The 26826-nt window shown below is 73.4% G+C and carries 19 protein-coding genes; 8 read left to right on the plus strand and 11 right to left on the minus strand.

The features are described 5' to 3' along the window. Window positions 1–650, minus strand: a 650-nt coding sequence (locus C2L59_RS19620) for a DUF6801 domain-containing protein (protein ID WP_370444754.1), incomplete at its 3' end; no start/stop codon positions are given. 300 nt (window positions 651–950) lie between these two features. Between C2L59_RS19620 and C2L59_RS19625 the strand changes: the two genes are divergently transcribed. After that, window positions 951–1880, plus strand: a complete 930-nt coding sequence (locus tag C2L59_RS19625) for an ATP-binding cassette domain-containing protein (protein WP_103350958.1) — start codon at window positions 951–953, stop codon at window positions 1878–1880. Continuing rightward, entirely contained in the window at window positions 1877–2710 is an 834-nt protein-coding gene (locus C2L59_RS19630) for an ABC transporter permease (protein ID WP_103350959.1), read from the plus strand. Before C2L59_RS19625 ends, C2L59_RS19630 begins: the two co-directional genes overlap by 4 nt. On the opposite strand, the gene C2L59_RS48145 is transcribed toward C2L59_RS19630, so the two are convergent. The 5 genes from C2L59_RS48145 to C2L59_RS19655 are packed head-to-tail and all read right to left on the minus strand — an operon-like array spanning window position 2707 to window position 14465. Continuing rightward, window positions 2707–3813 carry a glycosyltransferase gene (locus C2L59_RS48145; protein ID WP_199199156.1) on the minus strand — a complete coding sequence of 369 codons (1107 nt, stop codon included), beginning with the start codon at window positions 3811–3813 and terminating at the stop codon, window positions 2707–2709. The genes C2L59_RS19630 and C2L59_RS48145 overlap by 4 nt on opposite strands. After that, on the minus strand, window positions 3810–4586 hold the full coding sequence (locus C2L59_RS19640) for an alpha/beta fold hydrolase (protein ID WP_103350960.1): 777 nt from the start codon (window positions 4584–4586) through the stop codon (window positions 3810–3812). Before C2L59_RS19640 ends, C2L59_RS48145 begins: the two co-directional genes overlap by 4 nt. Then, entirely contained in the window at window positions 4574–4864 is a 291-nt protein-coding gene (locus C2L59_RS19645) for a phosphopantetheine-binding protein (RefSeq protein WP_103350961.1), read from the minus strand. The genes C2L59_RS19640 and C2L59_RS19645 overlap by 13 nt, the downstream gene beginning before the upstream one ends. After that, complete coding sequence (locus C2L59_RS19650) at window positions 4861–8637, minus strand: type I polyketide synthase (protein WP_103350962.1); 3777 nt, start codon at window positions 8635–8637, stop codon at window positions 4861–4863. The genes C2L59_RS19645 and C2L59_RS19650 overlap by 4 nt, the downstream gene beginning before the upstream one ends. Further along, window positions 8631–14465, minus strand: a complete 5835-nt coding sequence (locus C2L59_RS19655; RefSeq protein WP_103350963.1) for a type I polyketide synthase — start codon at window positions 14463–14465, stop codon at window positions 8631–8633. The genes C2L59_RS19650 and C2L59_RS19655 overlap by 7 nt, the downstream gene beginning before the upstream one ends. A 206-nt stretch (window positions 14466–14671) precedes the next feature. On the opposite strand from C2L59_RS19655, the gene C2L59_RS19660 reads away from it, so the two are divergent. Further along, window positions 14672–15460, plus strand: coding sequence for an SDR family oxidoreductase (locus C2L59_RS19660; protein ID WP_103350964.1), 789 nt, complete (start codon window positions 14672–14674; stop codon window positions 15458–15460). A 1-nt stretch (window position 15461) separates the two neighbouring features. Next, complete coding sequence (locus C2L59_RS19665; protein WP_103350965.1) at window positions 15462–16427, plus strand: aldo/keto reductase; 966 nt, start codon at window positions 15462–15464, stop codon at window positions 16425–16427. Here the strand turns inward: C2L59_RS19665 and C2L59_RS19670 are convergent. From C2L59_RS19670 to C2L59_RS19675, 3 genes are all read right to left on the minus strand, one after another. Beyond that, complete coding sequence (locus tag C2L59_RS19670; RefSeq protein WP_103350966.1) at window positions 16424–19036, minus strand: CHAT domain-containing protein; 2613 nt, start codon at window positions 19034–19036, stop codon at window positions 16424–16426. The two genes, C2L59_RS19665 and C2L59_RS19670, sit on opposite strands and share 4 nt — an antisense overlap. Before the next feature lie 90 nt (window positions 19037–19126). Further along, a complete protein-coding gene (locus C2L59_RS48150) occupies window positions 19127–19297 on the minus strand; it encodes a hypothetical protein (protein ID WP_199199157.1) in 171 nt (56 codons plus the stop codon). A gap of 398 nt (window positions 19298–19695) precedes the next feature. Beyond that, the gene (locus C2L59_RS19675) at window positions 19696–20835 is read right to left on the minus strand and encodes a serine hydrolase domain-containing protein (protein ID WP_103350967.1); all 1140 of its coding nucleotides are present in this window, start codon (window positions 20833–20835) and stop codon (window positions 19696–19698) included. 702 nt (window positions 20836–21537) lie between these two features. On the opposite strand from C2L59_RS19675, the gene C2L59_RS19680 reads away from it, so the two are divergent. The 3 genes from C2L59_RS19680 (at window position 21538) to C2L59_RS19690 (ending at window position 24067) form a co-directional block, all read left to right on the plus strand. Beyond that, window positions 21538–21903: a VOC family protein gene (locus tag C2L59_RS19680; protein WP_103350968.1), complete on the plus strand. Its 366-nt coding sequence runs from the start codon at window positions 21538–21540 to the stop codon at window positions 21901–21903. A gap of 76 nt (window positions 21904–21979) precedes the next feature. Then, the gene (locus C2L59_RS19685) at window positions 21980–23650 is read left to right on the plus strand and encodes a hypothetical protein (protein ID WP_103350969.1); all 1671 of its coding nucleotides are present in this window, start codon (window positions 21980–21982) and stop codon (window positions 23648–23650) included. A 15-nt stretch (window positions 23651–23665) separates the two neighbouring features. Next, entirely contained in the window at window positions 23666–24067 is a 402-nt protein-coding gene (locus C2L59_RS19690) for an NUDIX hydrolase (protein WP_103350970.1), read from the plus strand. 186 nt (window positions 24068–24253) lie between these two features. Here C2L59_RS19690 and C2L59_RS19695 read toward each other — a convergent pair whose 3' ends face one another. Further along, the gene (locus C2L59_RS19695; protein WP_103350971.1) at window positions 24254–24991 is read right to left on the minus strand and encodes a dihydrofolate reductase family protein; all 738 of its coding nucleotides are present in this window, start codon (window positions 24989–24991) and stop codon (window positions 24254–24256) included. Beyond that, a complete protein-coding gene (locus C2L59_RS19700) occupies window positions 24988–25572 on the minus strand; it encodes a dihydropteroate synthase (protein WP_103350972.1) in 585 nt (194 codons plus the stop codon). The genes C2L59_RS19695 and C2L59_RS19700 overlap by 4 nt, the downstream gene beginning before the upstream one ends. Window positions 25573–25957: 385 nt before the next feature. Between C2L59_RS19700 and C2L59_RS19705 the strand changes: the two genes are divergently transcribed. Beyond that, window positions 25958–26826 (plus strand): IS110 family transposase (locus C2L59_RS19705; RefSeq protein ID WP_103350973.1); only part of this gene is annotated, 869 nt, incomplete at its 3' end.

The following is a 26826-nucleotide window of genomic DNA, read 5'->3' on the forward strand; positions in this document are numbered from 1 at the left end:
GTCGGCTCGGTCGTCGGCGTCGTGGGCTCAGTCGTCGGTGTGGTGGGGGTGGTCGGCGTGGTCGGGGTCGTGGTGCCGCCCGCCGGCTTGATCTCGAACGTGCCCAGCTGCTGGTTCTGGCCCGGGACCGCGACGCAGTCCGAGGTGAACGTGCCGAGGTCGGTCGGCTGGCCGTCCGCGGTCCGCGGGGTCATCGTCGTGCTGAAGTTCCCGACCGTCACCGACGCCGTGCCGGGGCTCGGGAACGTCACCGCCGGCGCCTTGCCGCTGCTCTTGACGTGGAACGCGCCCGACGGCGGCACCGGCGTCGACGCGATCGTCAGCGGCAGGCCCAGGTTCAGGGTCTTTTCGACCGGGTACTTGAGCACGGCCGCGGCCTTCGCCGAACCGTCCAGCGAGGTGGCGCCGACCAGGGCGAGGCCCTCGGTGGCGGTCTCCGGCACGGTGACGTCGACGTCGAAGGTGATCGGCGTCGAGGAGGCGCCCGCGACGGCGTTGTCCGGCAGGTTTGTGTCGATCTTCACCGCCAGCACCTGGTCGCCGATCAGCGGGAACGGGCAGTTGTAGTTCAGCGTCAGGCTCACCGGAGCGGCCTGGGTCGGGCCGGCGCCGACGAGCGCGACGGTCGCCGCCACGCCCACGGCGGTCACGACGGCCAGACCGTAGGCAGGCTTTCTCGACTTCCACGAAAACTTCACGGCTCGTCACCTCGGGAAATGGGGGAATTTCGGCAAAGCTACCTCCGGGTTTCCGGCGGAACAAGCGGCCGGCGATTCTTTGTCACGCGCATGGCATCCGCCCGCGCCCGAACGATCACGCAGGTCAGGGCTTATCACGCGGGTACGATTCCATTCCGCGAAGATTGTCACGCGTCCGGCGAATGGTGACGATCTTCTTGCCCGGGAACACCGGCTCCCGATACCTTTCGACAGGCAAGGAAAGGAGCGGCCATGCCCCAGCCGGTCATCGCCGTGACGGACCTCGAGAAGACCTACGGCCCGGTCACCGCGCTCGCCGGGATCAGCCTCACCGTCGCCCGCGGCGCGGTGCTGGCAATCCTCGGCCACAACGGCGCCGGAAAGACCACGCTGATCGACATCCTCAGCACGCGCGTCCGGCCGAGCGCGGGCGCCGCCCGGGTCTGCGGCTACGACGTCGTGCAGCGGGGGCGCGCGGTCCGCCGGCGGATCGGCGTGACCGGGCAGTTCGCCGCGGTCGACGACACGCTGTCCGGCCGCGGGAACCTCGTGCTGATCGCCCGGCTGCTGGGCGCGAAACCGCGGCAGGCGCTCGCGCGGGCCACCGAACTGATCGCCGCCTTCGGCCTGGAGGACGCCGCCGACCGGCCGGCAGGCACCTATTCCGGCGGCATGCGGCGGCGGCTGGACCTGGCCGCGGGGCTCGTCGGCGCGCCGCAGGTGCTGTTCCTCGACGAGCCGACGACCGGGCTCGACCCGGTGAGCCGGGCGGGACTGTGGACGATCGTCGAAGGGCTGGCCGCGCGCGGCACCACCGTCGTGCTCACCACCCAGTACCTCGAAGAGGCGGACCGGCTGGCCGACCACGTCGTCGTCCTCGGGCTCGGCCACATCACCGTGTCGGGGACGCCGGCGCAGCTCAAGGCCCGGCTCGGCACCCGCACGGCGACGTGCACGTTCGGCACCGAACTGGCGTTGCGGCGCGGGGTCGACGCCCTGGCGCGGCTGGGTCTCGCGACCGGCCGCGCCGGGCTCGTGCTCACCGTGCCGCTGTCCGGCCCGGGTGACATCCCGGTGCTCGTCCGCGCGCTGGACGCGGCGGGCGCACCGCTGCGGGACCTGACGGTGACCGAGCCGACGCTCGACGACGTCTACCTGTCGCTGCACCGGACAGCGTCGTGACGCAGGCCCGGCACCGCGCGGCCGTCGCCGCGCTCGGCGACCCCACGGCGTGGCCGGAATCCGGGTTCTGGACCCAGGTCCGGGTCCTGACGGCCCGGTCCCTGCGCACGGCGTTCGGCGACCGCCGGCTGGTCTTCTTCGGGCTGCTGCAGCCGGTGGTGCTGCTGGTGCTGTTCAGCCAGGTGTTCAGCGGCGTCGGCGAGCTGCCGGGGGTGGCGGCGTACCAGGGTTACGTGAACTTCCTGGTGCCGGCAACGCTGGTCAACATCGCGATGACGACGGCGATGAGCTCGGGCGCGGGCCTGCTGGCGGAGATCTACGGCGGCTTCACCGGACGGCTGCGCTGCCTGCCGATCTCCCTGTTTTCGGTCCTGGTCGCCCGCACCCTGGCCGACGCGGCCCGGCTGGCGGTCCAGCTGCTGGTGACGGCGGCGGCGAGCGTGCTGTTCCTCGGCTTCCGCCCGGCGGGCGGGGTGCTGGGCCTGATCGCGGCGCTGGCCTTGACGCTGGTTGTCGGCTGGTGCCTGAGCTGGGTGTTCGTGGCGATCACGACGTGGCTGCGCAAGGCGGAAACCCTTCAGGCGGCGTCGTTCGTGGTGATGTTCCCGCTGATGTTCTCCTCGAGCGCGTACATGCCCCTGGACACGATGCCGGCGTGGGTCCGCGCGGTCTCGGCGGTCAACCCGCTTACGTACGCGATCGACGCCACCCGGGCGCTGGCCCTGGGCCGCCCCATCGGCTGGTCACTGCCGGCGGCCCTGGTGATCGCCGCGGTGGCGGCCGCGGCGGGCTCGGCTCTCGCCTCCCGCACGTTCCGCAACCGCGGTTAGCCCAGCGCTTCCAGGTGCGTGGCCGCCTCTTCCGCACCACCGGCCGCCTCGAACGAGTCGCGGATCCTCGCCGCGCCTTCCGCGTACGCCGGCGCCGATGCAATCGCCTTCCGGATGTCCGCCGCCTTGGCGCGGTCGAACCGCAGCCGCAGCCCCGCGCCCGCCGCGACGACCTGCTGGGCCAGCATGGACTGGTCGTCGCGGATCGGGGCCACCGCCAGCGGGACGCCCGCCGACAGCGCCTCGCACACGGTGTTGTGGCCGCCGTGGCAGACCACCACCGCGGCCCGCCCGAACACCGCGACCTGCGGGATCCGCCGGGCCAGCAGCACGCTTTCGCTGATCAGCTCCCCCGTGGGGTCGACGACGAGCCCCTGCACGTCCGGCAGTCCCGCCAGCGCGTCGACGCTCTCGGCCAGGAACCGCGTACCCGCCGCCGCGTTCGACGTTCCCAGCGTCACCACGACCAGCGGCCGATCGTCCACAAGGGACCATTCGCCGGAAGCCGCGGGCAGCGCCGGGCCGACGTACGACACCGGGACCGCCAACCGCGGCTCCCCGGCCAGCGCGCGGGTGGTGAACGCCAGCACCAGGTGCGGCGAAAACCGCAGGTCGCCGAGCAGGACGCCGTGCCGGGCCCGCAGCCCGGCCTGGAGGTCGTCCACCCAGGACGCGATCTTCGGCAACGACCCCAGCGGGTCGGCCAGCTCGGTGGACGTCGACGCCGACGTCGCCCACGGCAGTCCGCAGCGCGCCGCCACCAGCGCCCCCGCCATCGCCTGCTGGTCCACGACGACCACGTCCGGCGAGAACGCCGCGACCGCGGCGGACACCCCCGGCACCATCGCGTCCGCCAGCGGCACGAGGTAGGACTCCCACAGGTACTTCAGCGCGGCGAACCCGCGCAGCTCCGGCGGCCGCAGCGCCAGGTCGAAGGGCGTTGAATCCCCGGCCGGGAACACCCGGCCGGCGACCAAAGCGGACAGAGCGGGCTCGGGTCCGCACCAAGCCACCTCGTGGCCGCGCGAGGAAAGCACCGAAGCCACCGCGCGCACCGGCGTCACGTGCCCGGCCAGCGGCGGCACGACCAGCAGGAACCTCACGCCGCGTGCCGTCCGACCCACTTCAGCACCAGCTCGCGCACCTCCCGGTGCTGCTCGACCAGCACCGAGTGCCCCTGCCCCTCGAACACGTGCAGCTCGCCGTGGGGCAGCAGAGACGTCAGCGCTTCGAGGTCGTCGGCCTGGTAGCCGTGACTGCCCAAAATGGACAGCACCGGGCAGCCGATCGCCGCCACCTGCTCCCACGTCAGCAACGGCCCGAGCGGCACCTCTTCGGCCATCTTCGTCGACGTGATCCGCTCGGCCGCCAGCCGCGCGAGCCGCCGGTGGTGGGTGCCGAAGTTCGCCTCGATCCAGTCGAAGCTCTCCTCTACCTGCAGGAACCGCACGGTGTGGGCGAGGATCGCGCTCATCTTTTCCGCCCACACCTCGGTCGCGGGCTCCGACTCGATGCACACGATGCTGCGGACGCGTTCCGGGCGGGCGACGGCGTAGCTGTAGGCGAGCGTGCCGCCGAAGCTGTTGCCCACCAGGTGCACCGGCCGGTCGACGCCGAGCTGGCGCAGCAGGTCGTCCAGGTCCGCGACGAAGTCACCGAGGGTGTACCCGCGCTCCGGCCGCTCGGTCTTGCCGTGCCCGCGCAGGTCGTAGCTGATCACGTCGATGCCCGCGGCTGCCACCGGCGGGGCCAGCGTCAGGTAGAAGCTCGCCAGGCTGTCGGTGCCCATGCCGTGCAGGAACACCACGGTCTCGGTGCCGCCGGCGGGCACGAGCTGCACGTTCGTGCGCAGCCCGTTGACGGTCATCGTGGGCACGTGCGCTCCCCCACGAACCGGGCGATGTCGCCGACGGTCAGGCCGATGACGTCGTCGAGGTCCTTCTCCGCCAGGTGTTCGGCGAGGTTGACGTCCGCGCCGAAGTGCTCGGCGAGGATGCTCGCGAAGGTCACCAGGTCGATGCTCTCCAGCTGCAGGTCCTCGTGGAACGTCGTGTCCGGGGTGATGACGATGCCGAGCACCTCGGCGTCGCCGACGAGCTCGGCGAGCAGCTCGGCGACGACGTCGAAGGTGGCGGACGCGTGGTCGATGGTCATGGCGTGCTCCTGACGTGGGCGATGGCGGTGTCCCCGGTCAACGCGGCGGTGACGGTGAAGCGAGGCAGGTCCCGGTGCCGGCCGGACACCGTGCCGTCGTCGTGGACGCGGATTTCCGCCGGGTAGAGGGGTTCGCCGAGCCGGGCCCGGACGGCGTCCTTGACGGCGATCCGGGTCAGCAGCCAGCCTCGCTGCTGCCGCGGCGGGACGGCGGCGAACTCCGCGCGTTCGGCCGCGCTGAGGTAGATCCCGGCGTAGATGTCCCGCGCGGCGACCGCCGGCCAGCGGTCGGTGACCGCGATCGAGCCGTCGTCGCGCCGCTCGCCCAGGAGGTTCTCCGCCGGGAAGGCGTAAACGCGGTGGGCCGCGCGGTCGCAGGGGAACCGGACGTCCCGCCAGCCCTCGATCGTGGCCAGCACCCGGCCCTCACGCACCAGCTCGGCGGCCATTTCGAGGACGTCGGGCCGCGGCAGCCGGACCCGCACCAGGCACTCGAGCCGCGTCCCGGGCGCCGGCTCCGGGCCGTGCCAGGTGAGCCGGCCGATCGAGCGCGGGAAGGCGAGCAGGTCGGCGGACCGGGTGGCCATCAGCCAGCAGCCGAGCAGCTGGCCGACGTTGTCGAGCAGCCCGCCGGGTGCTTCCGGGACGACCAGCTCGCCGCGGATGTGCTGCTCGCCGAGCCCGGTCAGCCGGTCCAGGCCCTGGTAGGACGGGCCGTGGAACATCTCGCGCCGCGCGTAGATCTCGGCCGCGCTCAGCGGCGGCGCGGTTTCCGGCCCGGGCACCGCGGTCCGCGACGGCGGTGGCGCGAACGTCCCCAGCTCGACCGTCATCAGCGCGTACGGCCCGATCTCGACGGTCACGTGGTCGCCGTCGCGGGTCATCGACAGCGGCACCCGCCGGGCCGGCGCCGCGATGAGCCACCGCGAGAACACCGCGTCCCGCACCGCGACCGCCGTCGTGCCCGGCCAGGTGGTTTCGGCGGCGCGGCAGGCGAGGTCGACCAGGGTCGTCGCCGGGACCACCGGCCGGAAGTCGGACTCGTCGGGCCAGCCGTCGCGCTGCCGGAAGAACCGGTGGTCACGCAGGTACGGCATGGCCGCCGTGGACACCTCCACGGTGGACTCGACGCGGCGGCGTGCGGCCGCGACGACGTCCGCCGCGGCCCGGCGGGTTTCGGTGAGCAGCGCGGTGAACTCGGCGACGATCGGGTCCGTGACCCCGGCGGGCGGGCTCGGCTCGTCCAGCAGGCCGCGCGCGGATTCGCCCAGCGACAGCAGGGAGTTCCCGGTGGTGAGCCGGATCCGCCGCGGTTCGAGCGCCGCGAAGTCCGGGTCGCCGCCCTCGGTCCACAGCGCGGTGGCGAGCCGCCGCAGCTGCGCGAGGCCCGGCCGGGTGCCGGACGCGGCCGCGACGACCAGGTGCCGCCGCTCGCCCAGCGTGTCGGCGACGAACGAGCCCAGCTGACCGGCCCCGACCTGCACGAACACCCGGAACCCGGCGTCGTGCAGCGCCTCGGTCAGCGCCCGGAACCGGACCGGGCGCAGCAGGTGGTCCAGGTAGAGCCGGCGGACGTCGGCCGGGTCCGCCGGGTACGGCCGCGCGGTCGTCGCCGACCACACCGGCAGCTTCGGTGCGCGCAGGTCCAGGTCCGCGACGAGCCGGGCGAAGGGCGCGAGGTGCGGCTCCATCAGCGGCGTGTGGAAGCCGGACCGGAACGGCAGGGTGGTGGCCACGATCCCGGTGGCGCGGCAGGTCGCCGCGAACTCCGCGACGGCGTCCGGTGGTCCGCACACGATGGTTTGCTTGGCCGCGTTTTCGTGCGAAACGACCAGGTCACCGGGGAGCAGCCCGGCCACGCACGTCGCCGGGGCGCCCAGCACGAGGTAGTCCGCCTCGGGCAGCTCGAAACCGTCCGGCCAGTACCGCGCCAGGGCATCCGGCGCCGCGGTGTACATCCCGGCGGCCTGCATCGCGGTCCACTCCCCGACGCTGTGCCCGGCCACCGCGTCCGGCCGGACCGCCAGCCGCCGCAGGACCTCGTCGAGCAGCAGCCCGGCCGCCGACACGCTCGCCGCGCGGTCGAGCACGCTCGCCGTCGACCACTGTGGACGGTCGAGGCCGAAGCGCCGGGCCACGTCGTCGAGGCGCGGTTCGCCGCCGGCCTCCAGTCCCGGGTGGACGAACGCGGTCTTCCCGCCCGGCAGCAGCGGGTCGACGCTGCACCAGACGTCGCCGGCGCCGTGCCACGACCGGCCCCCGGCCGCCACCTTGGCGAGCACCCGGCGGGCCGTGGCGAGCTTGCGTTCGTCCGGGCCGGCGATCCCGAGCCGGCACGGGCCGGCACCCTCGCCGGGCCGGTCGAGCTGCTCCAGGAGCTCTTCGGGGGTGCGCGCGGCCAGGCGCAGCACGCGCTCCGGCTCGTCGACCCGCACCCGCCGGTTCGGCGCCGGATCGCCGGCCTCGAGCACGACGTGGGCGTTGACCCCGCCGAAGCCGAACGCGTTGACCGCGGCCACGCGCGGCAGCGCACCCCACGGCTGCGCCTCGGCCAGCACCCGGAACCGGGTCCTGTCGAGCAGCGGGTGCGGGTCGGCGCAGTGCAGCGTCGGCGGCAGGACGCCGTGGTGCAGCGCGAGGGCCACCTTGACCAGCCCGGCGACCCCGGCGGTCGGCAGCGTGTGCCCGATCATCGACTTGACCGAGCCGATCACCGCGCGCGGCCCGCCGGCCGGGCCGAAGACGTCGGCGACGGTGGTCAGCTCGGCGGCGTCCCCGGCGGGCGTGGCCGTGCCGTGGGCCTCCAGCAGGCCGATGTCCGCGGGATCGCGGCCCGCCCAGGCGCGGCGCAGGGCGAGCGTCTGCCCGGCGACGGACGGGCTGAGCAGGCTCGCGCCGCGCCCGTCGCTCGACGTGCCGCAGCCGCGGATCACGGCGTACACGCGGTCGCCGTCGCGCCGGGCGTCGGCCAGCCGTTTGAGCACGACGATCGCCGTGCCCTCGCCGATGAGCATGCCGTCGGCGGCGCGCGACAGCGGGCTGATCCGCTGGCTCGGCGACAGCGCGCCGAGCTGGGTGAACAGCGACCACAGCGTGTCGTCCTGCGTCTGGTGCACGCCGCCGGCCAGCACGGCGTCGCAGCGGCCGCGGGTCAGCTCGCCGATCGCCTGGTCGACGGCGATCAGCGAGGACGCGCACGCGGCGTCCACCGTGTACGCGGGGCCGCCGAGGTCGAGCCGGTTGGCCACGCGGGCCGCGGCGAGGTTCGGCACCAGCCCGGCCGCGGTCTCCGGCCGGAACTCGCCGAGCGGTTCGAGCAGCGCCGTCCGCAGCCGTTCGAGGACGGCCGGCCCGGCCGACGGCAGCAGCTCGCCGACCGTGTGGGTGATCTGCCGGACGGTGCGGACCCGCTGGTCGAAGCCCCGCAGGCCGGGCGAGAGGTACCCACCGCGGCCGAGCACGACGCCGATCCGTTCGGGGTCGCCGAGCCGGCCGAGGCCGCCGGCGTCACCGACCGCGCCGAGGGCGACGGCCAGCGCCGTCAGCTGGTCCGGCTCGGTGCCCTCGACGGACGTCGGCGGGACGCCGTGGGCGACGGGATCGAAGTCCAGGGCGTCCGGGGTGAACCCGCCACGGCGGCCGGGGAACTGCGGGTGCGGCGGGGCTTCGGTGACGGCGTCGGTGCCGTCGACCAGGTTCTGCCAGTACCGGTCCACTGTGGACGCACCGGGCAGGAACACGTCCATGCCGACGATGGCGACGGGGGTCACCACAGCGACGCCGTGTACAGCACCGACCGGTCCGTTCCGTAGGCGAGTTCGCGCAGCAGGGCCGCGGTGGCCTCGGCCGGGTCGAGCAGGCCGATGTCCCGGCGCCGGTACTCGCGCGCCAGCTCCGGCGACACCATGCCGCCGTGGTCGGCGTCCGGCGCCCACGGTCCCCAGTGGACGGTCACGGCCCGGCCGGGCCAGTTCGCGCCCAGGGTTTCGAGCGCGTCGTTCGCGGCGGCGTAGTCGGTCTGGCCGCGGTTGCCGAGCACCGCGGCGATGCTGCCGAAGAACGCGACGAAGCCGGGTTCGGCGTCGAGCGCGTCGAGCAGGATCCGCGCACCGTCCGCTTTGGTCCCGAAGACGGTCCGGAACGACTCTTCGTCCTTGTCCGCCATGAGCTTGTCGTCGATCACCCCGGCCGCGAAGACGACCCCGTCGATCCGGCCGAGGTCCTTGACCAGCCGGCGCACGGCGTCCGGATCCCGCACGTCGAGCGCGGTGTAGGCCGCGTTCCCGCCGGCGGCGCGGATTTCGCCGAGGGTGCGGCCGATCTCGCGCTGGGCCAGCACGGTCCGCACCCGGCGTTCGATGCCGGCGACCGGGCCGCCGCGACCGGCCAGCACCGCGCGCATCGCGGCGGGGTCTTCGGGCAGGTCGTCCGGCTCGCCCGGCCACGGGGTCCGCCCGGCGAGTTCGAGCCGGCAGCCGGAGGCGGCGAACGCGACCGCCGCGCGGGCGGTGATCCCGCGGGCCCCGCCGACCAGCAGCACGACGGAGTCCGGGCCGAGGCCCAGCGCGGCGAGTTCGCCACCACCCGGACCGGCACCGGCGTAGGCGATCGACGGGAGGTCCGCCGGCCGCGGCTCGATCGTGAAGCGGCCGGTCGCGTCGTGGCCGACCACCGGAGGTCCGTCGCTGAGGGCCTCGTCGACCAGCGTTTTCGCCACGTCCTGCGTGAGCTCGACGAGCCGCGTCACGCCGTCGCGTTCCCGCGCGGCCGCCCGGACCAGGCCGCGCAGCCCCGGCACGGCGCCCGGCTCCGCCGCCACGAGCACGGTTCCCCGCAGCTCCTTGAGCCGGGTGAACACCTCCGTCAGGTCTTCGGCGAGGAGCACGGTGATGTCCGCGTCCCCGGCGACGACCTCCGCCCCGGCCGCGGCGAAGGCGGCTCTCACGGCGTCGTCCGGTGCGGCCACGGATCTCCCGCGCAGCCGCGCGGGATCGGGGTCGAGCGGCACCGGGACGCGGTCGAGGCGGTACCGGCGCGGCGCGGCGGCCGCAGGCGCCGGGGACAGCCAGCTCTCGAGGTGCGCGGTCAGGGCGCCGGCCGTGCGGTCGCGGCTGAGCTGGTCGGTGCGGTCGTCGGCGGGCAGGCCGAGCCGGCTCAGCAGCGTCCCGGCGATTTCGGTGCGCTTGATGGAGTCGATCGAGAGGTCGGCTTCGAGGTCGAGGTCGCCGTCGATCATCTCGGCCGGGTAGCCGGTGCGTTCGCTGATCACGCCGATCACGGTGCTCAGGACGTCGGCCGGTTCCGCTTCCACGACGGCTTCCGGCTCGGGTTCGGGTTTCTCGAGCACGACCGGCGCCGGCGCGGGAGCGGCACCGCCGAGGTAGCCGAGCAGCACTTCCCGCTGGGTCGCGACGAGTTCCCGGGTGGTGCGCAGGAAGTCGACGACCACCTGGTCACGGCCGGTGGCGGGCTGGGTCATGGCGGTACTCCGGATTCGTCGGGCCGGGGGCAGGGCGGGGGCGCCGGAGCCGGGCGCGCGGGCGGACCGCCCATCGACGGCCCAGGCGGTCGCGGCCGGCTCGGGCCGCGGCGGCCGCGTGAACCGTTCGGTGCGGACGTCGACACCGGCTCGCGCAAGGGTGTTCAGTGCGGCCAGGAAGCCGTCGAGGTCCGGCCCGCAGGCGACGGCGGTGTGCGGACGGTCGCCGAGGATCTCCTTCACCAGCCGGGAAAGCACGCGCCCCGGTCCGGCTTCGACGAAGGTCCGGGCGCCGGCGTCGTACATCGCCTCGATCTGGTCCTTGAAACGGACCGGCGCGCCGATCTGCGCGGCGAGCTCGCCGCGGACGTCGTCTTCGTAGGGCCGCGCGGTCCGGTTCGCCCACACGGGTCGTTGCGGAGGTTTGATCGGCTCCTTGGCGAGTTCGGCCGCGAAGACGTCGCCGGCGGGGGCGACGAGCGGGCTGTGGAAGGCGCAGGCGACCGGAATCCGCTGGGCGTCGATGCCGGACTCCTTGAGCCGCCGCACAGCGCGTTCGACGGCGGCCATCGGTCCGGAAAGGACGACCTGTTCGGGCGCGTTGTGGTTGGCGACGACGACGTCCGGGCCGATCAGGGTCGGGGTGAGGACGTCCCGCGACGCCTTGACGGCGGCCATCGCCCCGGGCGCGGCGACGTCGGAGATGGCCTTCGCGCGGGCGCGGCTGAGCCGGAGGAGGGTGCCGGTGCCGAAGGAGCCGGCGACGGAGAGGGCGACGAGTTCGCCGTAGGAGTGCCCGGCGAGGAAGTCGGGCCGCACGCCGGCCTCGGTCAGCAGCCGCGCAACGGCGGTTTCGACGAGCCCGAGCGCGGGCTGGGCCACGCGGGTGTCGGTGAGGGCGGTTTCCTGGGCTTGCGCGGCACCGGCGTCGAAGGCCCGCGGCGGGAAGGCTTTGGCGGCGACGTCGGGGGCGGAGCGGAGGAGGTCGGCGAGGTCGGGGAAGTGCACGAAGAGGTCGGCGAGCATGCCGGTGCGCTGGCTGCCCTGGCCGGGGAAGAGGAAGGCGACCTTGCCGGGATCGGGCCGGCTCATGGCGGCTTTGCCGGAGTCCACACCACCGGTGCCCCTGGCCACCGGCGCTGCCACCTCGCGCCGGCTCACGGCAGCCTCGCCGAAGCCCGCACCACCCGTGCCCCCGCCCACCGGCGCTGCCACCTCCCGCCGGATCTCCGCCAGCAGCTTCTCCGCTTCCGGCGCCCAATCCCGCACCCCGTGCCGCCGGTCCGGGGCCACCGGGCCTGCGCCCAGTACCGCGTGGAAGTTCGTGCCGCCGAAGCCGAAGGCGCTCACTCCCGCCAGGCGGGCCGGGGCAGCCCAGGGCCGGGCCGTCGTCGTGAACGTGAACGGGCTCGCCGCCGCGTTCCACTCCTCGTTCGGCCTGCTCAGGTGCAGCGTCGGCGGGACCACCTCGTGCCACAGCGCCATCGCCGCCTTGATCAGCCCCGCCAGGCCCGCCGCGCACTTCGTGTGGCCGACCTGGCTCTTCACCGAGCCCAGCGCGCACGCACCCGGGCGCGCGCCCCCCTCCGTGAAGAAGCCCGTCAGGGTCCGCAGCTCCGTGGCGTCGCCCACCACCGTCCCCGTTCCGTGGGCCTCCACCAGCCCCACGTCCGCCGGGGACACCCCGGCGTCGCGGTAGGCGCGCTCCAGGGCCCGGTGCTGGCCTTCCGGGCGGGGCGCCGTCAGGCCGAGGGCCTTGCCGTCGCTGGCCGCGCCGATTCCCTTGACCACCGCGTAGATGCGGTCGCCGTCGCGCTCTGCTTCGGACAGTCGCTTGAGGACCAGGCACGCCACCCCCTCGCCCAGGGCGATGCCGTCCGCCGCCGCGTCGAACGGGCGGCAGCGGCCCGTCGGGGACAGCGCCCCGGCCGAGGTGAACATCAGGTAGTCGTGGATGCCGTTGTGCAGGTCGACCGCGCCGCAGAGGACCAGGGAACTCGTGCCCGCCCGCAGTTCCTTGGCCGCCAGGTCGAGCGCGGCCAGCGACGAACCGCACGCGGCGTCCACCGTGTAGTTCGCGCCGCCGAGGTCGAGGCGGTTGGCGATCCGGCCGGAGATGACGTTGGCCAGCGTGCCCGGGAACGTGTCCTCGGTCGGCTCGGGCAGCTGGGCGAGCAGGTCGGCCGGCACCTCGTCGAAGTAGCCGTCGAGCAGGGACCGCAGGGTGCCCGCGTTCGCCAGGTCGCCGCCCGCCTCGGCGCCGAACACGACGCTGGTGTGCTCGCGGTCGAACTCGCGGTCCGCGTACCCGGCGTCGGCCAGCGCGCGGCGCGCGGTCTCCAGCGACACCAGCTGCGCCGGGTCGATGCTGCCCATCGCCGACGGCGGGATGCCGTACGCCAGCGGGTCGACGTCCACCGCGGGCAGGAACCCGCCCCACTTCGACGTCGACTGTCCGAAGTAGACGTCCGGATCCCAGCGGTCCCGGGGGACCTCGGTGACGGCGTCGGTGCCGCGCAGGATGTTCGACCAGAACGCGTCGAGGTCGCGCGCGCCGGGGAACGTGCAGGCCATGCCGATGATCGCGATGTCGCGGGAGTCCGCCTCCGCGGCCGGTTCTTCCGCACGGGCGAAGCTCGTCCCCGCGGTGACCTCGCGGTGCAGCTCGGCGATCGTCGTCCGGCGGTCCCGCAGGACGGCGACCTGACCGGCCATGAACATCCCGTCGGCCAGCTGAGTCGCGGCGTCCAGCGGCTCGCCGTCGCGGCGGACGCCCTTGCTCGCGACGCGCAGCCGTCCGGTGTTCAGCTCCTCCAGCCGTTGCCACGCTTCGGGTGTCGCACCGAGACCCGCCTTGACCTGCTCGAACTCCGCCGTGTACGGGCTGGGCAGGCACCGCGTGCGGTGGCCCGGTGCGGTTTCGAGCGTCACGGTCGCGTCGGCGGCGAGGGCGCGTTCCTGGAACAGGCCGGTGATCGCCCCGTGTGCCACGGCCTCGTCGGTGAAGAGGTACGCGGTGCCCATCAGGACACCGGCGGCGTCGAGCGGCTGCGCCATCGCGGCGACCATGGCCGCCGAACGGGCGTCGTGGATTCCGCCCGCGAAGAGCACCTCGACGTCCTTGGCCGCGCCGAGGATGGCCAATTGTTCCTCCCACAGCTCGAAACTCGCCCGCGGACCGACGTGCCCACCGCACTCGGCGCCCTCGAAGACGAACCGGCGGACTCCGGCGTCGAGGTACTGGCCGAGCAGGACCGGCGACGGCACGTGCAGGAACGTCGCGATGCCGGCTGCCTCCAACGCCTTGGCCTGTCCCGGTTTCCCGCCCGCGACCAGCACGCAGCGCGGTCGCGCGGCCCGGATCGCGGCGAGCTGGGCCGCGCGCAGGTCGTCGGGCACGAAGCCGAGGATGCCCGCGCCCCACGGCCGGTCGCCGAGGCGCTTCGCGGTCCGGGCCAGCAGGTCGGCGGTGCGCGCGCCGTTCGCCGTGGCGACGGCGACGAACGGGAACCCGCCCGCGTCGGCGACCGCGGCGGCGAAACCCGGCTGGTCGCTCACCCGCGTCATCGGGCCCTGGACGACCGGCAGCGGCGTCCCCAGCGTCCGGCACAACCCCGCGCCGAACACCGGCGACGGCACTTCCGCGCCGACGATCCGGCGTACGTCCTCCGTGGACCGGACGACCACCCCGGCCGCGCCCCCGGCGAGCGCGCCCACCGCCGTCCGCAGGCCGGCCACGCTGCCCCACACCGGGACGGCGAAGGCGCCGAGAAGCTGTTGCAGCAGAACGAAGTCGCTCAGTTCGCCGCCGCGGGCGACGAGCCCCAGTGCACCGCCGCGAACCGCCTCGGTGGCCTTGGCCAAGTCCCCGACCTCGGCGAGCGCTCCCGCCCACGGCGCTTTCGTGCGGACGGCGAAGGCCGCCCCGGCGGGCAACGCGCCGTCCGTGCGCACCGCGTAGGGCACCCGCACCCGGGCTTCGACCAGCCGCAGGTCCTCCGGGTCGGCGCCGTCGAGCACGCCGAGACCACCGCCGCGGGCGACCGCGGCGACCTCGCCGGGACCACCGACCCCCAGGCACCGCAGCCGTCGAGCGTGCGACGGCGGGACGAGCTCGGCCATCGGCGGGACCTCCTGTACGCGGGGCGTTGCGATCTTCAGGAATAACGCACCGGATACCTGAAACGCAATAGTCGTGCTAACGTGCAAAACCGTGGAACACGGCATGACCAGGCCCTCGACCAGCACTTTTATCACCCGCATCGCAACCGGGAAATACATTTCCCGCACCTGCATGACAATTCGAAGCTGAAATATCTGGAGTCCCCGTGGAACTGACCGGACGCGTGGTCGTGCTGACCGGCGCGGCACACGGAATCGGGGCCGCCATGGCCCGCCGCTTCGCCGCGGAAGGGGCGGCCGGCGTGGTCGTGTCCGACGTCGACGCCGCGGGCGCCGGCCGGGTGGCGGACGAGATCGCGGCCGCGGGCGGGCGCGCCGTCGCGGTGACCGCCGACGCCACGTCCAAAACGGACCTGAAGGTGCTGGTCGCGACGGCCCGCGCCGAGTTCGGCCGCCTCGACGTGTTCTGCGCCAACGCGGGCGCGGCGTTCGGCACCGGCGTGCACGCGGCCGACGAGCAGTGGCAGCGGTCCTGGGAGATCAACGTCATGCAGCACGTCCACGCCGCCCAGGTCGTGCTGCCCGCGATGCTGGCGCGGGGCGAGGGCTACCTGCTGATCACGGCGTCGGGCGCCGGCCTGCTCGGCATCCCCGGCGACGCGCCGTACTCGGTGACCAAGCACGCGGCCGTCGGTCTCGCCGAGTGGCTGGCGATCACTTACCGGCCGCGCGGGGTGCGGGTCAGTGCGCTGTGCCCCCTGGGCGTCCGGACGGCCCTGCTCGAACCCGGCATCGCGGCCGGCCACCCGGCCGCGCTGGCCATCGCCGCGGCGGCCCCGCTGATCGAGCCCGACGACGTGGCCGAAGCCGTCGTCCGCGGGCTCGGCACCGAGGAATTCCTGATCCTGCCGCACGAATCGGTGCGGGAGGCCTTCGCCCGCAAGGCCGGCGCGGTCGACGCGTGGATCGACGAAATGGCTGTCCAGGGAGGCTGAAGTGGAGTACCGCAGGGTCGGCGCGAGCGGGCTGGCCGTCAGCGAGATCGCCTACGGCAACTGGCTGACGGACGGCGAGCCCGGCTGCGTCGCCGCGGCGCTGGACGCCGGCGTCACGACGTTCCACACCGCGGCCGCCTGGGACGGCGGCGCCGCGGAAGCCGCGTTCGGGGCGGCGTTCGCCGGCCTGCGCCGGGACGATCTGGTGCTGTGCACCGGCGTGTTCTGGCCGGAGGGCCCGGGCCCGAACGACGCGGGACTGAGCCGCAAGCACGTGATCGCGTCCCTCGAAGGATCGCTGCGCCGGCTGCGCACCGACTACGTCGACGTCTACCAGCTGCTGCGCTTCGACTACCGGACGCCGGTCGCGGAGACGTTCCTCGCGCTCTCGGACCTGGTGCGGCAGGGGAAGATCCGGTACGTCGGGACGTCGGAGTGGACGGCCGAGCAGCTGCTCCAGGCCCACGAAGCCGCTTCGCGCTACGACGTGCCGCTGATCGCCAACCAGCCGCACTACTCGATGCTGTGGCGGGTGCCCGAAGCCCAGGTGATGCCAGTGGGCGCGCGGATCGGCGTCGGGCAGTTCGCGTCGGTGCCGCTCGCCCAGGGCGTGCTGACCGGTAAGTACCGCGACGGGCGGATCCCGGCGGGGTCGCGGGCGGCCACGCAGCCGCACGCCCGGCCGGTGCTCCTGCCGGACCTGCTGGAACGGGTGGAGCTGCTGCACGGCGTCGCGGACGACGCCGGGTTGACGATGGCGCAGCTCGCGCTGGCCTGGACGTTGCAGCACGAGACAGTCGCCTCGGCGGTGACCGGCGCGAGCACGCCGGAGCAGGTCACGGAGAACGCCAAGGCCGCCGGCGTCCGGCTCGACCTCGACGTGCTGACCCGGGTCGACCAGCTGCTCGGCAGCTTCGTCCAGACCGACCCGCGGCTGGTGTGGTCGCCGCCGGCCCAGTTGCCCTAACCGGCGCCCAGGCAGACGAACGGGCGGCGGAACGGGTCGACGGCGATGGCGTCGGCCAGCGCCAGCGCCGGGCTGTCCCGGACGGCCAGCGCGCGGTAGTAGTCGTCCATCGCGGCCGCCGAGGCGAGGTCGCCGACGCGCGAGAGCGGCGCGATCACCGTCCGGGAGCCGCTGGCCAGCAGCGCGCTGGCGAAGCCGAGGGCTTCGTCGCCCGGCCGGATCCGGTTCATCGCCAGCTCGCACGCGGCGAACACCACCTGCCGCGGCGGCTGCCGGAGCCCGGCCATCTCGTGGCCGAACAAGGCGCCGTCGGCGAGTTCGAGCCGGGAGAACAACGCGTTCTCCGGCTCGTGCGCGCCGTGCGCGGCGAAGTGCGCGAGCTTCGCGCCGTCCATCGCGCGCAGCACGGACTTCACGGTGGCCTTGGCGCCGGTCATCGTCGTCGCGGTGCGGTAGTGCGTGGTCAGCTTCTCGAGTTCACCACGCGCGCCGGCCAGCCCCGGCCCGCGCACCAGCACGATCTTGCGGGCCCGCGACGACGACCTGGTCAGTTCGGCGGCGAGCCAGGCGGTCGCCGACGGCGCGACGACGGTCGGCCGCCCCCGCAGGCCCGGCAGCACGCCCCACGGCACGGCGTAGAGCGGGCCGGTCGGGACGATGACCAGCTCGCGGTCGCCGATGACGCCGGCCAGCGGCTGGATGAGCTGGGCGTCGAGCTTGTCGGCCTGCTTGTGCGCCGAGGTCATGACGACCTCGGCGAGCCGCTCGGGCAGGTTGTCGGGAGCCAGGGCGTCGAGGTCGACGTTGAGCACGCGCGCGGATTCGGCGGCCGCCCCGGCGGACCCGAGCCGCACGAGCCGGCACTCACCGCCGGCCACGACGACGGCGACGAGCTCGTCCCCGGAAGCGGCGAAGCTGACCATCGCCCGCTCCCCGAGCCGCCCGACGACCTCGGCCAGGCCGGCGACGGGCCGCGGCCGGCCCCACCGCCCGGTGTGCCAGCCGAGCCGCTGGGCCTCCCGCAGCCGTTCGTTGTACTTCGCCCGCAGCGCGCCGATGGGATGCCCGTCGTGCTGGGCCTCCTGGATGGCCTGCCCCAGCCCGCGCACCTCGGCCACGCGCGCGGCGAGCTCGGGATCGGTCCCGGCGGAGAGCGGTTCGTAGCGGTAGGTCTGCGCCCGGGTCCGTTCGAGCCAGACGAAGAGGCGTCGCGCGTCGTTGCGTTCGAGCACCAGCTTGACGGCGAGGTCGGCGAGCTCCTGGCCGTGCAGCGCGGTCCCGGAGACGAGGTCCAGCCCACCCATCCGGTCCCGGACGGCGTCCAGCTCGGTGAGCCCGGACCGGATTTCGGTGAGCGCCTTGGCCCGGTCCCCCTGCGCGACGGCGAGTTCGGCCCGGCAGAGGCGGCGCAGCATCCGGTAGTCGATGGGGGTGAGCTGCCCGGGCCGCGGCACGAGGTGCAGCGTCTCGACGGCCCGCTTGAGGTTCCCCCGCCGGATGTCCAGCCGGACGGCGAGCATGCGGGCGGTGGCGGCCTGGTCGGTGAGCTGCGGGGTGGGCATCTTCGCGGCCTGGCGCAGGGCCCGCGTCGGCAGGCTCGCGGGCACGTCCCCGGTTTCCAGGGCGTCGCGCGCGTCGGCCTTCAGCCCCATCAGGGTCGCGTTGGCCGTGCAGGTCAGGCACCCGACCTTGAGCATCCGGCGACGCGCCGAGTAAGCCATTTCCCTGGCGAGCTCGACGTCGTCGCCCATCAGCGCGGCCGAGGCGCGGTAGAGCTCCGCCAGCGCCAGTTCGCGGCTGACGCTCTGCTCTTCGACCATGACCGGCAGGATCTCGTCGAGGTGGGCCCCGGCTTCGTCCGCGAGGCCGGCCGCGAGCAGGGCCTCGGCCTGCGCGAGCCGCAGGCTCGGCGGGATCTCCATCTCGAGCGCGCGGTAGCTGCGCTCGCACTCGTCGTAGAGCCGCAGGGCTTCGGGAACATCGCCCATGCGCAGGGCGAGCGTGCCCAGCGTCCGCCGGGTGCTGGCCGCGTTGCCGCGCAGTTCGTACTTCTCGGCGAGTTCGAGCGACCTGGTGAGATTGGCCTGCGCTTCGCGCACGTTGCCGAGCCGGATGTGCACCCAGCCGCGGGACGCCAGCGTCATCGTGAAGGCGCTCATCCGCGACTCGGGATCGGTGCCGTGGGCCAGCCGGTATTCCTGGTGTTCGATCGCCTGGTCGAACGAGGCGAGGCTTTCCTCGTTGCGCCCGACCCCCATCAGGCGCATGGCGTAGTTGTGGTTGAGCGAGCCGTTGAGCTCGGCCCGCAGGACGGGGTCCTCCACCGCGTTGATCAGCAGCCGGACGTCGTCCAGGCCGGCCAGCCCGGCGGCGAGGTCGTTGGAGATCTCGGAGGAAACCGCCGTCATGGTGCTGGCCAGGCGGATGCGCGTGACCAGCCAGTCGGTGCGGTGCTCCGCCGGAACGGGGTGCACGGAATCCAGCAGGCTCATCCCACGGCGCAGGAGCCGGAGGCTCAGGTGGTACCGCGCGACGCACGAAGCATCGGCGGCGTCCTTCTGCAGGGAACGAACCCTCTCGATCACCTCGGAGGGGTCCAGGTCAATCACGGGCACTCACCTATGACAGCACAGGCTTCGGCAAAAAGAAGCCCGCCTACCGGTAGATCAGCAGGCGGGCTTGCCTCCACGAGGCCGGACTCAGGGCGTGACGACCTGGTAGCAGCCGTTCGCGCACTCGGTGTGGACCGGGTGGTCGACGTGGACCTTGCCGTCCGCGTCGGTCCACTGAGCGACCGGCTGGACCGCTTCGGCCGGTTCTTCGACCGGCTCCGGAGCTTCGCCGGGCTTGACATCCGTAGGCGTCGACATGATCGATCTCCTCTCCCCTGGGGATCTGCATGGGGACGCTGCCGTGACGGTGAGTCCCCCATCGCGAGGCCCTCTCCCCGCGAACGGCCCAATAGTTTCACATCGGAGCAGTGATCGGGAGAGTTTTAGCTACGGAAAGTCAGTCCAGGCCGCGTGAGCAGGCGGGATGTCCGGACCGGAACGTCCTAACGGGTGAAGTCTGTAACGACGTCCACAGCGGACGTGCATACCCACCCGCGGGGGAACGGGCGCGGGACCGGCCGCAGGTACGTGTTACTCCGGCCACGGACCGTCACCGTACTCCCAGTGTCCTCAATGGACGGCCGGGACGCGCCGGGGCACCCGGCCGACGGCTCGCGTGGGGCGGGTGCTCCGGCCGAAGGGCTGCCGGTCAGTGGTCAGGCCGTCACCGCCGCGTGGACCGCGCGAACCAGGCGGACGTTCTCCGGGGCCGCGCCACCGGGGAAGGCGAACCGGCGACGGTTGTAGCCGTACGCAAGGCCGCTGCGCGGGTCGGCGAAGGCCTGCGAGCCGGCCGCGCCGCTGTGGCCGAACGCGCCCTGGCCCAGCACGGGGTAGTCGTCCGAGACGATGGCGAAGCCGAGGCCGAACGCGTTGTGGTTACGGGTGGACAGATCGTCGCCGATCGAGTGGATCTGCGCGAACTCCGCCGCGGTCTCCGGCCGCAGGAGAGGTCCGGAGCCGCTGATGGCCGCCGCGTACATGCCGGCCAGCCCCCGCGCCGACGCGACGCCGCCCACCGAGGCCGGGCTCAGCTGCCGGACCAGCTTGATGTTCGGCAGGTCCCAGAGTTCCGGCCCCTTCGGGTGGTTCCGGTTGAAGGCGATGCCGGTGATGCTGTTCGGCCCGGTCGCGTTCGCCTCCAGCTCGGCCAGTTGTTCGGGAGTCGGCAGCATCGGCTGCGTGGTGAGGAACCGCGGCTCGAGCTCCTCGGGCAGCCCGAGGTAGAAGTCGAGGCCGAACGGCTCCCGGATGCGCTCTTCGTAGTGCTCCTGGATGCTGCGCCCGGTAACGCGCCGGACGACCTCACCGGTCAGCGCGCCGATCACCAGGGCGTGGTACCCGAACGCGGTCCCGGGCCGCCAGTAAGGCCGCTGCGGCGCAAGCCGCTCGGCGATGACCCGGTCGTCGGCGATCTCCTCGGCGGTGAACCCACCATCGGCACCGACCAGCCCGGCACGGTGCGCAAGCAGCTCCCGCAGGGTGATCCGGTCCTTGCCGGCGGCGCCGAACTCGGGCCAGTAGTGCGCAACCCGCTGGTCGAGATCGAGCACCCCGTCCTGAACGAGCAGCGCGACGACGAGGTGGGCGGCGCCCTTGGTGGAGGAGAAAACGCCGGTCAGCGAGTCGCCGTCGATTTCGGGACCGGTCCAGAGATCGACAACCCGCTCACCATCGACATGGGCGACGAGCTGGGCGGCGTAGTCACCGCCTTGGTCGGCGGCAACGGCGGCGAATTCGGCACGGACGCTTTCGAACCCGCCGGCGACGGTTCCCTGGATGTGCTCGGACGACATGGCAGCTCCCTCAGTGATCTCAACGCCTGCGCCAGGATCCAACCGCGGGGGTGCGGAGGTATTCCGCACTGGGGCGGGTTCGCGGGAACCGGGCGCGGGCAGGTGGGCCATGCCGGGTGTGGCCACGGTTGGTGTGGCCGGCGGCTGGGGTGTCCGGTCGTGTGCCGATGGTTGGGACTCGGGCGCGCCTTTGGCTCCTCGGGGGTGGGTGGCGCTCATGCCGGCGCTGCACGGGCGCACGCGCCCGGCCGGGCCTTGCGAGTTCGGCGCCAGAGGGGCGCTTGTCGGTGCCCCGGCCGGCCACCGTCGGGCGCTCGCCTCGCCTGCGGCCGGTGCATGCCGGCGGTCGGGACCCCGGGCTCGCCCGGCTTCTCGACCGACCACGGCCGGGCTGGGCGATGCCGGTCGTCGACGGCGGCCGTATGCGAGCGGTCGCGACTTCAGCGCTCGTGGCTCCTCGGCAGCTGCGGTTGAGCAATCACCTCGTCTGCGGCCGGCGCATGCCGGTGGTCGGGACTCGGGCGTTCCGGCTTCTTGGCCAGGGGCTGGGCCGTGCCGGTCGTCGGCGGGTGGCCGTGAGGGCGGCGCACGGGGCTTCTCGGCCGGTCGGGGCTGGGGCTCGCGTGGGTGGGCGCTGCAGCTCGCGGCGGCGGGACTCCGGGGCGCGGTAGAGAGGGCGCTGGGGCGGGTATCAGTCCGATCATGAAGCTGACCTCCACCGTTCTCGGCAGCCCGCACCCCCGGGCGCTCGCCGAGTTCTACTCGAAGCTGCTTGGCTGGCCTATTCGTACCGATGAACCGGAGTGGGTGACCCTGCGGCCCGATGATGGGAGCGCCGGGCTGTCTTTTCAGCTGGAGAGCGGGCATGTTCCTCCCGTGTGGCCGCCTGCTGAGGGGGCTCAGCAGATGCAGCTGCACCTCGATATCGAGGTCGATGACCTCCAGGCTGCGACGGCGGTGGCGACCGCTGCGGGGGCGGTCGTTGCGGAGTTTCAGCCGCAGGGTGATGTGCGGGTCTGTTTCGATCCGGATGGGCATCCGTTCTGCCTTTGGACGCAGACAGGGTGACGCCCCGCGTTCGAACGGTCACAGGATCCGCTATGTTCGGCTGAGGTCCTGTTCCCGGCGAACGGAGTTGAGTCCTGTGGGGGTGCACCGGATCTGGCACCACGGACTGGTCCCCACCGAGGGGAAACGCCCCCTGGACGCGTTGCGCAGCAGGCTGATCAGCCGTCAGCGGCAGCACGATGACTACGCGGTGACCGATCTCGGCTCGTCCGACGACGGTGGTTCGCGCCGGTGTGATCTGAAGTTCGCGTACGACGGCAGCGAGGGGCGCTACTCCGTTCAGGTATTGCTTTCGCTCTGCTACCGCGCCGGCGAGGACCGGGTGACGTGGCTGCTGACCGCGGCGTGCACGCGGCCGTGGCGCAGCTGCCACGTCGCCCCCGCCCAGCGGATCGGGCTGGAGGAGCTGGGCGCCAGCGGGAGCGACGAAATCCCGATCGAAACGCCGGTGCTGGCGATGCGCGGGTGGTCGCGCAAGGAATGCGACCACCTCGCCGACCTGCTCGGCGAGGCCCTGGTGGCGCCCTGGCGGTCTTCGGCGGTGCTGGTGCTCACCGAGCCGCCGACCGTGCCGGTGGAGGGCTGGCCGGGACTGGTCAACGTCTTCGACGTCGACGACCGGTTCCGCCACACCCTCAACCGGCACCTTCCGCTGGGCTGTGCGCTGCCGCAGGGCGCGCGGCTGTACGCGCCGCCGTGCGATCAGCTCCCGGACTTCGTCGAGGCCGCCAGCCCGGTGTCCGGCGAGGCGCTCGAGGACGCGATCACGCGGCTCATCCAGGCGCGCAGCCGGACGCCGCTGCCCGAGGAGTGGACCGGGGTGCCGAGCGTGCAAGCCTGGTACGAAACCGATCCCTTCGCGTCGACGGAACGCGAGCCCGACGCCGAGCTCGTCGGCAAACTCGGCCGCGCCGAACGGGAACTGGCCGAGGCGCGCGGGGTGATCACCATCCTGCGGAAGAAGGCCAAGGCCCACGCCGAAGAGCGGGATCGGCACGCCGGCGAGGTCAAGACGCTCCGCCGCCGCCTCGAGGACGTGTGCGCGACCGACGTCGCCTACCTGCGGGAGCAGCTCGCGCAGCTGCAGGCGGAGGTCGACGACTACGCCCGCGCCTTCGAGGAGACCGAGGCCGAGCGCGACGAACTCAGGCGCGTCAACGGGCTGCTGGCCGGCAGGCTCGCCCGCCACCACGACGCGGACGACGAGGTCGCCGCCGCCGAGCGGCCGCCGGAGGAGTTCCCCAGTTTCGGCGAGCTGATCGGCGCCGCGACGACCTCGCTGAGGCATCTCGCCATCACCGCCGAGCCGGCTCCGGCCGCGATCCTCGACCACCACCCGAAAGCCGCCGCCTGGCGCCGCAAGGCGTGGGACGCGCTGCGCACCCTCGACGCCTACGCGGGCGCCCGGATCTCGCTGCTCGAGGCCGGCCAGGACCCCGGCCCCGAGCTTTCGGACGTGCTCGCGTTCGCCCGCACCGGCCAGCCGGGTTCGCTGATCAGCGCCAACATCATCGCCCTGGCGGAGTCGGACACGGTGACCACGAACGAACGGCTCCGCCAGGCCCGGACGTTCCGCGTCGATCCCCGCACGAACCCGGCGGGCCGCGACTACTTCGGCGCCCACATCGCCCTGGAGCGGTTCAAGTCGCCCGCGCCGCGCCTGCACTTCCTCGACGACACCGACCGGACGGGCACGGTGTACGTCGGGTACCTCGGCGCCCACCTGCCGACGTCGAAGACCAACTGAGCGAGAATCGCGCGCATGACGGAGATCGCGCACAAGCACCTGGCCTACTGCTGGATCGCCCGCAGCGACCGGGTGCTGTTCCTCCGCCGCGCGCCCGGGGTGTTCCTCGCGGGCCGCTGGGAGCTGCCCGGCGGGACGACCGAACCGGGCGAGCCTTCCGAGGCCACAGCGGTGCGCGAAGCGGCGGAAGAAACCGGGCTGACGGTCCGTGTCACGGGCGAGCTGGCGCGCGACGCGTGGCCGGACGTCGCGGGACGTGCCCTGCGGATCCACGCTTTCGTTTACACGGTGGAAGAAGACGGCGCCGGCGACATCGTGCTCAACCCTGAGGAGCACGACGACTTCGCCTGGCTGACGCGGGCGGAGGCTTGGGACCTGCCGCTGCCGGACCATTTCCGGCGGCTGCTCGATCGGTAGGCGCGGCACCGGTTTCCGGTGCCGCCGGGGTCTTCGGATGGTGATCATGTCTTCGACGGTACCCGAACAGACATTCGAACGGCATCGCTGAAGCGGGTGAACCGGGAGCGCGTTTCCGTTATGGCGCAACGGCAATCGCCCAAGGGAGCCCCCGATATTCAACCCTACCGCAAGGGTCCGACAAAACTAGCGCGGCGCCAGGTAGCGCAGCAGAACGCTGGCCCCGTCCGTCAGCACCGAAGCCAGTTCCAGCGAAGCCGGCTCGACCACCGGCCCGGCGGCCGCCCGGCCGGCCGTTCCCGCGACCAGGAACGGCGCCACCGTCAACCGGAACTCGTCGACGACGCCGGCTTCGATCAGCGAACCGAACAACCGCGGCCCGCCCTCGCAATCGATGCGGCCCAGGCCCTCCGCCACCAGCGTCGACACCACGCCCTCGGCCGGCACCTCCGCCGCGCCCACGACGAACACCCGGGCGCCGTTCGACGCCCACGCTTCACGCAGCGCCAAGGGTGCCGCCGCGGAGGTGAACACCAAGGTCGGGACGGCCGCCTTCGTGATCACCGGGGCGTCCGCCGGCAGGGACCGGCCCGTCGTCACCACCGCCACCGGGGCGATCGGGGCCAGGCCGAAGCGGCGCCTGCGGTCGGCCGTCGCGGCGTCGGGGCGCATGCCCTCGAAGCCCTCCGCCATCGCCGTTCCCGCGCCCACCAGGACCACGTCGGCCAGGTCGTTGCCCAGGCGGTAGACGATCCGGTCCGCCGGGGTCGACAACGCCCCCGACCGGCCCTCCACCGCGATCGCGCCGTCCGTGCTCGACACGAAGTTGACCGCCAGCCAACGGGGGCCCGCCGGGTAGCGGTACAGCTCCTCCAGGTCGTGGCCGGAGAGGTCCCGCGGCTCCGGCCAGACCTGCCGGATCACTCCCACCGGAGCGCCTTCGCCGGCGGGCGGGTGCCCGCGATGCTCGCCGCCATCTCGGCCACGTGCCGCACCTCGCGCACGTGCGTCGTGCGGAGGATCGCCACCCCCGCCGACGCCGCCAGCGCCGCCAGCGCCAGGCCAGCCGGTGTCCCGTCGCGCGGGACGCCGGCCAGCACGGGCCAGTCCGGCAGCGGCGTGCGGAACTGCCCGATGTCCACGACGACGCTCGAAGCAGGCAAACCGGACGGCACCGAGGCGGCGGCGTAACCCACACCGAACCGCGCCGCGACCCCGGCCAGGTCCGCGCGGGCCACGAGCAGGTCCGCGCCCGCCTCGCAGCACGCCGCAGCGACCGAAGGGTCCGCGGTTTCGGCTCCCACGGCGAGGCCGGGGAAAGTCTCGCGCGCCCACTCGACCAGGGATGCGACACCGGTCCCGGCGAAACTCACGAGATCGGCGCCGCCGGCGACGGCGGCCCGGGCGGCGTCCCGGGCCGCCGGGAGCGCCTCGACCGCGGCCAGCACCAGCGCGCGGTCACTGCTCAACCGGCGGCCCCGGAAGACGAGGTCGGGGGTTCTCATCGCACTCTCCCTGCTGGACGTCTCGCGATCATAAGCGAGACGCAGCGGGCGGGCGTTCTTCGCCGTCAGGTGGCGGGGCATCGTCGCCGGGCCACCCGGCACGGCTGTGACATCCGGGGCTTCGCCCCGGGCCGGGGGCTCCGCCACCCGGCCCCCGTTACCTTTTTCGTGGTTCCTGATCAAGGAGCTGTGGTCACCAGACCCGGCATGACTAACGCCCCCAGTCGCTTCCATGATCCGGGGGGTGGTGTCACCGGGCCTGGTGGCATCGAGGGACCGCTAAATAGGGACACGGCCACCAACCGGTAGGTCTCGTCGCAGGCGTGGGTGCCGGCCATCGATGCCCAACCCGGTGACCACTCGCGGCGAACGAACGGCATGGTGGATGAGCAGCACTTTCGGCGTGTTTCTCGGCCTGGACGTCGGCAAGGACGCCCATCACGCGGTCGGTCTCGACCCGGACGGCAACCGGCTGCACGACGCGCCGCTGCCCAACACCGAACCCAAACTGAAGGCCCTGTTCGACAAGCTCGCCGCGCACGGAACGCTGCTGGTCGTGGTCGACCAGCCCGCCACCATCGGCGCGTTGCCGGTCGCGGTCGCCTGCGCCGCCGGGCACCAGGTCGCCTACCTGCCCGGCCTGGCGATGCGCCGCATCGCCGACCTCTACCCCGGCCGGGCGAAGACCGACGCCCGCGACGCGTTCGTCATCGCCGACGCGGCCCGCTCCCTGCCGCACACGCTGCGGCCCGTTGATGTCGGCGATGAGGCGCTGGCGGAGCTGGAGGTGCTGGTCGGGTTCGACGATGACCTGGCCGGCGAAGCCACCCGGATCAGCAACCGCATCCGCGGGCTGCTCACCGGCATCCACCCCGCCCTCGAACACGCCATCGGCCCGCGGATCAGCCACCCGGCCGTGCTGGAAATCCTGTCTCGCTGCGGAGGCCCGGCCGGCATCGCCAAGGCCGGCCGCCGCAAGCTCACCGCGATCGCCAAGGCCCACGCTCCGCGCATCGGCGAGCGGCTGGTCGAGGCGATCATGACCGCGCTGGGCGAGCAGACCGTCACCGTTCCGGGCACCGCCGCCGCGGACACGGTCTTGCCTCGGCTGGCCGACAGCCTCAAAACAGTTCTCCTGCAACGGAAACAGGTTGCTGAGCAGGTCGAGGGGATACTCGATGCGCACCCTCTTGCCGGGGTCCTGACCTCGATGCCCGGCATCGGCGTCAGGACCGCAGCCCGCATCCTGCTCGA

This window comes from Amycolatopsis sp. CA-128772 (genome assembly GCF_002904295.1).
Taxonomy (GTDB): domain Bacteria; phylum Actinomycetota; class Actinomycetes; order Mycobacteriales; family Pseudonocardiaceae; genus Amycolatopsis.

Bases quoted from the DNA above. Each gene is read 5' to 3' on its own strand.
- C2L59_RS19625 (WP_103350958.1), top strand. From the start codon at position 951: ATGCCCCAGCCGGTCATCGCCGTGACGGACCTCGAGAAGACCTACGGC.
- C2L59_RS19645 (WP_103350961.1), bottom strand. From the start codon at position 4,864: ATGACCATCGACCACGCGTCCGCCACCTTCGACGTCGTCGCCGAGCTG.
- C2L59_RS19655 (WP_103350963.1), bottom strand. From the start codon at position 14,465: ATGGCCGAGCTCGTCCCGCCGTCGCACGCTCGACGGCTGCGGTGCCTG.
- C2L59_RS48150 (WP_199199157.1), bottom strand. From the start codon at position 19,297: ATGTCGACGCCTACGGATGTCAAGCCCGGCGAAGCTCCGGAGCCGGTC.
- C2L59_RS19675 (WP_103350967.1), bottom strand. From the start codon at position 20,835: ATGTCGTCCGAGCACATCCAGGGAACCGTCGCCGGCGGGTTCGAAAGC.
- C2L59_RS19680 (WP_103350968.1), top strand. From the start codon at position 21,538: ATGAAGCTGACCTCCACCGTTCTCGGCAGCCCGCACCCCCGGGCGCTC.
- C2L59_RS19690 (WP_103350970.1), top strand. From the start codon at position 23,666: ATGACGGAGATCGCGCACAAGCACCTGGCCTACTGCTGGATCGCCCGC.
- C2L59_RS19700 (WP_103350972.1), bottom strand. From the start codon at position 25,572: ATGAGAACCCCCGACCTCGTCTTCCGGGGCCGCCGGTTGAGCAGTGAC.